The 7,886-nt window shown below is 71.4% G+C and carries 7 protein-coding genes and 1 pseudogene; 3 read left to right on the top strand and 5 right to left on the bottom strand.

Annotation, left to right across the window (positions count from 1 at the left end):
* The 5 genes and pseudogenes from ACNPM4_RS20060 to ACNPM4_RS20040 all read right to left on the bottom strand — a co-directional run.
* A pseudogene (locus ACNPM4_RS20060) lies at positions 1-310 on the bottom strand (extracellular solute-binding protein); the annotation flags it as partial.
* 233 nt (positions 311-543) lie between these two features.
* Positions 544-1,407 carry a Gfo/Idh/MocA family protein gene (locus ACNPM4_RS20055; RefSeq protein WP_448986938.1) on the bottom strand — a complete coding sequence of 288 codons (864 nt, stop codon included), beginning with the start codon at positions 1,405-1,407 and terminating at the stop codon, positions 544-546.
* Positions 1,408-1,422: 15 nt separating this feature from the next.
* The gene (locus ACNPM4_RS20050) at positions 1,423-2,454 is read right to left on the bottom strand and encodes a Gfo/Idh/MocA family protein (RefSeq protein ID WP_448986937.1); all 1,032 of its coding nucleotides are present in this window, start codon (positions 2,452-2,454) and stop codon (positions 1,423-1,425) included.
* A gap of 68 nt (positions 2,455-2,522) precedes the next feature.
* Positions 2,523-3,524 carry a Gfo/Idh/MocA family protein gene (locus ACNPM4_RS20045; protein WP_448986936.1) on the bottom strand — a complete coding sequence of 334 codons (1,002 nt, stop codon included), beginning with the start codon at positions 3,522-3,524 and terminating at the stop codon, positions 2,523-2,525.
* Between the two features lie 33 nt (positions 3,525-3,557).
* On the bottom strand, positions 3,558-4,574 hold the full coding sequence (locus tag ACNPM4_RS20040; RefSeq protein WP_262003662.1) for a LacI family DNA-binding transcriptional regulator: 1,017 nt from the start codon (positions 4,572-4,574) through the stop codon (positions 3,558-3,560).
* 138 nt (positions 4,575-4,712) lie between these two features.
* Between ACNPM4_RS20040 and ACNPM4_RS20035 the strand changes: the two genes are divergently transcribed.
* The 3 genes from ACNPM4_RS20035 to manD form a co-directional block, all read left to right on the top strand.
* Positions 4,713-5,495: a 6-phosphogluconolactonase gene (locus ACNPM4_RS20035; protein WP_448986935.1), complete on the top strand. Its 783-nt coding sequence runs from the start codon at positions 4,713-4,715 to the stop codon at positions 5,493-5,495.
* Positions 5,492-6,682 carry an N-acetylglucosamine-6-phosphate deacetylase gene (locus tag ACNPM4_RS20030; RefSeq protein WP_448986934.1) on the top strand — a complete coding sequence of 397 codons (1,191 nt, stop codon included), beginning with the start codon at positions 5,492-5,494 and terminating at the stop codon, positions 6,680-6,682. The genes ACNPM4_RS20035 and ACNPM4_RS20030 overlap by 4 nt, the downstream gene beginning before the upstream one ends.
* On the top strand, positions 6,679-7,886 hold a 1,208-nt coding region (manD, locus tag ACNPM4_RS20025; RefSeq protein ID WP_448986933.1), incomplete at its 3' end, for a D-mannonate dehydratase ManD. The genes ACNPM4_RS20030 and manD, both read left to right, overlap by 4 nt.

Below are 7,886 nucleotides of genomic sequence, written 5' to 3'. Positions count from 1 at the left end.
GGGTCTTGGTGTTGCCGATCTCGACGATGTCGGGGGTCTCGGACTCGCTCGCGAGCGAGGTCTGGAGCCGGGAGACGATGTCATCCCAGGGCTGCATCTCCACCGTCAGCGTGGAGCCGGGGTTCTGGGCGGCGAACTCTTCTTCGAGCCACGCGACCGCATCCTCGGACACGGAGTCCTGCATGAGCCACACGCGGAGGTCTCCGCTGTCGGCGTCGCCTCCGTCGTTCCCGGTGCCTGAGCTGCAGCCGGTGACGGCCAGCACCGCGGCCAGTGAAGCGGCCGCCGCGATCAAGGTGCGTCTTGCCATTCTCGTTCCTCCATGGTCTTCCTCGACGGGCCCGAAAGGCGCCCGATGAACGGGTGGTTCAACCGTTTCTCACGCTAACGTGCAAACGGTTGCATTACAATAGCTTCTTCGTTGAAGAGGGTGTAACGGTTGTGTTTCTGTTTGATTACCAGGGATAAGTCAGTGGTTGCGGGGAGCGCGGCGCAGCGGCCACGACCTTCGGGGGCGTGATCACTGCACCGCGTTGCACAGCCTCAGACGGCGATGGCCGCCGTGGCGCGTGCGACGGTCTCCAGCACCGCGATCGGGGCGAGCAGCTGCGCCGTGGGGATCGGGGCTGCCCCCGTCGCGAGCATGCCGGCGAACGCGTCCACGCCGGGCTGCACGTAGTCGGCGCCGAGCACGATGTCGCGACTGATGACCCCGTGGCCGCCGACAGCCGTCGCGCGGAACGGCACCTGGCCGTCGCCGTCGGGGCGGATGAACTCGAGCGTGACGAGCACGCCGCCGACCCGGTAGCGGGCGACGACCCCTCCCGGCAGGCGCTGCACGTCGATGTCCTCGGGCTGCCCCGGCACGAGACGCTGCGCCACGTCGGCGATGTGGATGCCGTAGAAGAAGATGCCGCTGTACGGACTGGCCGCATCCGCGGGTCCGGTCACGGTGACCGCCTGCAGCTCGCCGATCGATCCGAGGCCCTCGGCGATCGCGTCGGTGTCGGCCACCCAGCGCAGCGCCGACGACGAGGTGAGCACCGTGCCGCCACGCTCGGCCGCCGCGACGATCTCGTGCGCATCTGCGACGCTCGCCGCCAGCGGCTTGTCGACCCAGACCGGCGTTCCCGCCTCGAGGAACGGCACGGCGTGCGCCCGGTGCAGCGCCCCGTCGCGCGAGGTCACGATGAGCGCGTCGATGCTGCCGAGCAGGTCGCCCGACTCCGCGACGATCTGCTCGATGCCGCCGAGTTCCGCGAGCTCGCGCGTGCGGTCGTCCTCGCCCGCGACGAGCGCCACCACACGCACCGGCACGTCATCCGGCCGCTCGACGTTGAGGTAGCGGATGATCTCCTCGGCGTGGCTGTTCTCGATGCCGACGATCGCGACGTTCTTCGTTTCCATGTCTCTCATCCTCTTTCACTCGTGCAGGTCGACGGGACGACCGGTGCGGGCCGACTCGTACACGGCGAGCACCACCTGCAGCGCCCGGCGGCCGTCGTCGGTGGTGATGGCGGGGCGACCGCCGCTGCGGATCGCGCGCACGACGTCGAGGTACTGCCGGCGATGCGCCATGTCGACGTCGCTCCATCCCTCGGGCACGTCGTGCTCGACGAGCGAGTCGGCGTCGGGCTGCGGGGCGGAGGCCGAGGCGAAGAAGGCGAGCCCGTCGTTCTCCATCACCGCGGTGCCCTGCGAGCCGTGCACGGCGAGGCGCACCGGAAGCCCCGGGTACGCCGCGGTGCTGGCGAGCAGCAGCCCGATGGCGCCGCTCTCGAACTCGATCGTGGCGCCCGCGACATCCTCCACCTCGATGCCCTCGTGCGCGAGACGGCCGGTCTTCGCGCTCACCGACACCGGGGTGCCGAGCATCCACAGCAGCAGGTCCAGCGCGTGGATCCCCTGGTTCATGAGTGCACCGCCGCCGTCGATGGCCGCGGTGCCGCGCCAGTCTCCGGACTCGTAGTACTCCTGCGGGCGGAAGAACGCCGACTCCACGACACCCGATGTCACGCGTCCGAGCGCGCCCTCGTCGATGGAGCGGCGGATGAAGGAGGCCACCGGCTGGAAGCGGCGCTGACTGATGACCGAGACCGTGCGTCCGGAGGCGCCTTCGGCGGCCCGCACCCGATCGGCGGATTCGAGCGTGACGTCGATCGGCTTCTCGACGATCACGTCCACCCCCGCGTCGAGGGCGGCGACCACCGCATCGGCGTGGAAGGCGCTGGGCAGGCAGATCGCGGCGAGGTCGACACTCTCGGCGCGATAGGCCTCGGCGGCCGCCGCGTGGAACGGCACGCCGTACTGCTCGGCGAGCGCACGCCCGCGCGCCTCGTCGACGTCGACGATCGCGGCGAGCACGCCGGCGTCGCCGAGAGCCGCGACGAGACGGGCGTGGACGGCACCGATCACCCCGGCGCCGACGATCGCGATGCGCAGCGGTTCGGTCATGATGTCTCCTGTCGTGGGGGTGGATGCCAGAGGTGTCGGCGCAGTCGGCGGGGCTCGGTCAGCGAGTCTCAGTCGGCCGGGCGCGACCAGGCCAGCGCGGTGCCGCCCTGGTCGGCGGATGCCTGGGCGAGGAGGGCGAGTCGGGTCGCGGCGAGCGAATCCCGCGTTCCGACCTCGGGGGTGCGCCCGTCGGCGAAGGCGTCGAGCGCCTCTTCGGCCGGACGTCGTCCCGACGGCAGATCGAGCGCGCGGGTCGGCTGATCGTCGGTGGTGACCTCGACCCGGCCGCGGGCCCAGAAGATCTCCGCGGTCCCGCGGGTGCCGACCAGGCGCAGCCGGTAGTCGCCGTGCACGTCGGAGGCCTGCGGCGTGAGCCAGCTCACCTCGGCGGAGACGACGGTGTTCGGCGTCGTGAAGGTGGCCGAGCCGTACCGCGCGAATCCCTCGGTCCCGGCGAGCGGTGCCGACACGGCTCCCCGGATCACGCCCTCATCGGCCGGCGCGAACAGGAGCGCGGCGTCGAGGTCATGCACCGACAGGTCGGTCAGGATGCCGCCGTACTGCGCCGGGTCGAAGAACCAGTCCGGCCGCTGGGCGCGGTTGAGCTTGTGCGGGCCCGAGGAGGTGACACCGACGATGTCGCCCAGCTCTCCGGCGTGCACCACATCGAGTGCGGCGAGCGTCTCGGGGTAACCGCGCTTCTCGAGCAGCAGGTTCACGGTGCGGTCGACCTCGGAGGCCACGGCCTCGATCTCGTCGAGCTCGGCGAGCGAGGTGCACAGCGGCTTGTCGGCCAGCACATGGGCACCGGCACGGAGCGCGGCGACGGCATCGGCGCCACGCGCCCCGTAGACACCGGCGATCACGGCGACGTCGACGCCCTCGGCGAGCAGATCCTCGGCGCGGTCGAAGGCGGGAACTCCGAAGCGGGCGGCGTGGTGCTCTGCGACAGCAGGGTCGGAGTCCTGCACACCGACGAGCTCGAACGCGGCGCGGTCGGCGCGGGTCAGCTCGTCGAGCACGTAGTCCACGTGCGGATGGGCGGCACCGATGATCGCGATCCGAGGCATGGGCGACAGTAAATCATGCGACCGGTTGCATGGTCAACCGCCGATCGTGTGCGCCGCCTCCGTGGTGGCCCGGACGACGAGGTGCGTCGCGATCGTCACGCGGGCGTCCGAACGCTCCCCGCTGGCGAGCACGCCGAGCAGCAGCTCGGCCGCCGCATCGCCCGCCGCCGCGGACGCCGCCGAGATCGTGGTGAGCGCCGGGTGCGTGCCGGAGGCGAGGGTGTCGTCGCATCCGATCACGCTGATGTCGCGGGGAACGTCGATGCCGCGCAGCGCGAGCCCCGCCATCACGCCCTGGGCGACCACGTCGTCGAAGGCGATCACAGCGGTCGCCTCGGAGGCGAGGATGCCGCCGACCGCGTCGCGTCCGCCGGCCGAGCTCGGGCGCCCCAACTCCTGCACGATGACCTCGAGCCCCGCGCGCTCGGCGGCCCGGGCGAGGGCGGCCCGGCGCTGCTGGTCCGACCACGACTCGCGCGGCCCCGACAGGTAGACCACGCGGGTGTGGCCCAGGCGGTGGAGGTGCGCGACAGCCTCGTCGAGCCCTCCGCTCGGATCGATCAGCACCCGCGCCAGACCCTCGATGTCGCGGTTCACGAGCACCACGGGGCGCGACGCGTCGAGCTCGCGGATGCGGTCCTCGTCGAGGCGCGGGGAGGCCAGGACGAAGCCCTCGACCTGGGCGCTGAGGCGCGAGGTGAGGTTGGCCTCGCGGTCGGCGATCTCGTCGGAGTCGCCGAGGAACACCGCGTAGCCGGCGGCGTCGGCCAGCGTCTGCACGCGCCGCACGAGCGGCGGGAAGAACGGGTTGGCGATGTCGGGGACGACCACGGCGACGTTGCCGAACCGACCGGTGGAGAGAGCGCGCGCGGCGTGGTTCATGACGTAGCCGAGCTCGTCGGCCGCCGCCTTGACGCGTCGCACCGTCTCGGGGTTCAGCAGCTCGGGGCGGCTGAACGCACGGGAAACCGTCGACCGCGAGACGCCGGCCACGCGGGCGATGTCGCCGATCGTCACCGACGTCGATGCCGTCTTCCTGTTGCCTGTCACGTCACACACACTAAGCCCGTGCACCGTGGCTGCGCGCGTGCGAACCCTCGGGAATCTCCTCCCGGGGGCGGCGAGAACGCGGAACGGATCCCATTCGGGGGCTTGACTTTGCAAGCGGTTGCATTAATCTTGCGGATCATGAGCACGACGACGTTCGCCCTGCATGCCCACCCCGACCGCGCCGCGATGGGCGCTGCCGCCGCGCGATCGGCGGCGCGCACGCTGCGTGAAGCCGTGGCCGCTCGCGGCACCGCTCGGATGATCGCCGCCGCCGCCCCCAGCCAGCTCGACGTGTACCGAGCCCTCACCGCCGAGCCCGACGTGCCGTGGGACCGCATCACGATCCTGCACATGGACGAATACCTCGATCTCGACCCCGCGGCCCCCCAGCGCTTCGGCAACTGGCTGCGCACCCACCTCGTCGATGCGGTGCAGCCCGCCGCGTTCCACCCCATGCGCACCGAGCTCGGCGCCCAGGCGGCGACCGCGGAGTACGCGGCCCTGCTCGCCGAAGGGCCCATCGACCTGGTGTGCCTCGGCATCGGCGTGAACGGCCACATCGCGTTCAACGATCCGCCCGACGCCGACCTCGGCGACCCGTGCCCGGTGCGCGTGGTGCAGCTCGACCTCGCCAGCCGCGTGCAGCAGGTCGACGACGACTGCTTCGATACGCTCGAGGCCGTGCCCACCCACGCACTGACGCTGACCATCCCGGCGCTGATGAACGGCGCTCACCTCGTGTGCGCCGTGCCCGATGCCCGCAAGGCCGAGGCCGTGCGCGCCCTGGTCGAAGAGCCGATCAGCTCGCACTGGCCGTGCACCGTGCTGCGGCGGCATTCGCGCTGCGAGGTGCACGTCGACCGCGACGCGGCATCGCTGCTGCATCCCGCACCGGCCGTGGCGGCCCAGGCGGTGCGATGACCGCGCGCACGCTGCACGGTCGCGACGCCCTCGGAGCGGGCGGGCTGGAGGTCGTCGTCGAGCACGGCCGGATCAGCGCGCTCACCCCGACCGCGGACCCCGGTGACGGCGCCCCGTGGATCGGACCCGGACTGATCGACCTGCAGGTCAACGGCCATCTCGACGGCGACGCGAATGCGGCAGAGCCCTCGCCGGCCCACATCACGGCGATGGCACAGTCTCTCGCCGCACACGGCGTCACGCGATTCCTGCCGACCGTCATCACCGCCTCGCCCGCCGAGATGCTCGCCCGCATCCGTGCGATCGACGAGGCCGTGCGCACCTCGACCGCGCCCTCGCGCGCGGGCGCCGGCATCCACGTCGAGGGTCCCAGCCTGTCGGAGCAGGACGGCCCCCGCGGCGTGCATCCGCTCGCGCACATCCGCCCCCCGGCCATCGCCGAGCTGCAGACCTGGCTCGACGCCGCTCCCGGCCTGCTCCGGGTCGTGACCCTGTCTCCGCACCATCCGGGGTCGGTGGAGGCCACGCGCTTCCTCGTCGCGCACGGCGTGCGGGTCGCGGTCGGACACACCCACGCGACGGATGCCGAGATCGCCGCGGTCGTCGACGCCGGCGCCACGCTCTCCACACACCTCGGCAACGGCGCGCATGCGGTGCTCCCCCGGCATCCGAACTACCTGTGGACGCAGCTCGCCGAGCGCCGGCTCGCCGCCGGTGTCATCGCCGACGGCCACCACCTGCCCGATGCCACGCTCGCGACCATGATCGCCGCGAAGCGCGACCACGGCGTCTTCCTCGTGAGCGATGCCGTCGCCACCCCCACGGCCCTGCGGGAGGACGGCGTCTCGACCGTCGGCGGGGGCGTGCACCTCGCCGACGACGGAGCGCTGCGGCACGTGTCGACCGGATTCCTCGCGGGCTCTGTGCAGACCCTCGATGTCGGCGTCGCCACCGTCGCCCGCCTGACCGGTTCGCTGGCGGCGGCGCTGCGGCTCGCGACCTCGGCACCCGCATCCGTCCTCGGCGACGGCCCGCACTGGACGGTCGGCGCCCGTGCCGACGTGCTGCTGTTCGACTGGGCGCCCGGCGAGCGCGCGATCACGCCGCGCGAGGTGCTGATCGCGGGCGAACCCGCCACCGACATGACCGACGCACCCGCAGCCGCAGCCGCAGGAGGAACCCGATGACCATCGACAGGGCTGACGTGATCGTCACGAGTCCCGATCGCAACTTCGTCACGCTGAAGATCACGACCGCAGACGGGGTGACCGGGCTGGGCGATGCGACGTTGAACGGCCGGGAGCTCGCCGTCGTCGCGTATCTGACCGAGCACGTGGTGCCGTTGCTGATCGGGGCGGACGAGTCCCGCATCGAGGACACCTGGCAGTTCCTGTACCGCAGCGCGTACTGGCGGCGGGGCCCGGTGACGATGGCCGCGATCGCCGCAGTGGACATGGCGTTGTGGGACATCAAGGGCAAGGTCGCCGGTCTCCCCGTCTACCAGCTGCTCGGGGGAGCGTCGCGGAACGGCCTGATGGCGTACGGGCATGCGTCAGGCAAGGAACTGCCGGAGCTGTTCGACTCGATCCGCGCCCACCAGGAACAGGGATACAGGGCCATCCGCGTGCAGACCGGGGTGCCGACGTTGAAGGCGATCTACGGGATCGCCGCACAGGGGGCCGATGTCGGCGACGCGTCGGTCCGGTACGACCACGAGCCCGCCCGCCGTGGGGCGAAGCCGGTGGAGGAGGACTGGGACACCCGCGCCTACCTCAACCACCTGCCCGGAGTGTTCGAGGCCGTGCGGAACGAGTTCGGTCCCGACATCCCGCTGCTGCACGACGGCCACCACCGGATGACCCCCATCCAGGCCGCCCGGCTCGGCAAAGACCTCGAGCCGTACGACCTGTTCTGGCTGGAGGACTGCACGCCGGCGGAGAACCAGGAGGCGCTGCGCCTGGTGCGCCAGCACACCACGACGCCGTTGGCGATCGGGGAGATCTTCAACACGGTGTGGGACTTCAAGGACATCATCCGCGACCAGCTCATCGACTACGTGCGAGGAGCCGTCACCCACATGGGCGGCATCACCGCACTGCGCAAGACGCTCGACTACGCGGCGATGTACCAGATCAAGTCGGGCATGCACGGGCCGACCGACATCTCTCCGGTCGGCATGGCCGCCGCGATGCACCTGGGACTGTCGATCCACAACTTCGGCATCCAGGAGTACATGCAGCACGGCGCCCGCACCGACCAGGTCTTCCAGCAGTCGTTCACCTGGACCGACGGCTACCTGCACCCCGGGAACAAGCCCGGACTCGGCGTCGAGCTCGACGTCGACGAAGCGGGCAAGTACCCCTACGAGCAGGCCTACCTCCCCTACAACCG

The sequence above is a fragment of the Microbacterium umsixpiens genome (assembly GCF_053543675.1).
The sequence above is the reverse complement of the archived record's forward strand: the minus strand, read 5'-3'. Positions and strand labels throughout refer to the sequence as shown.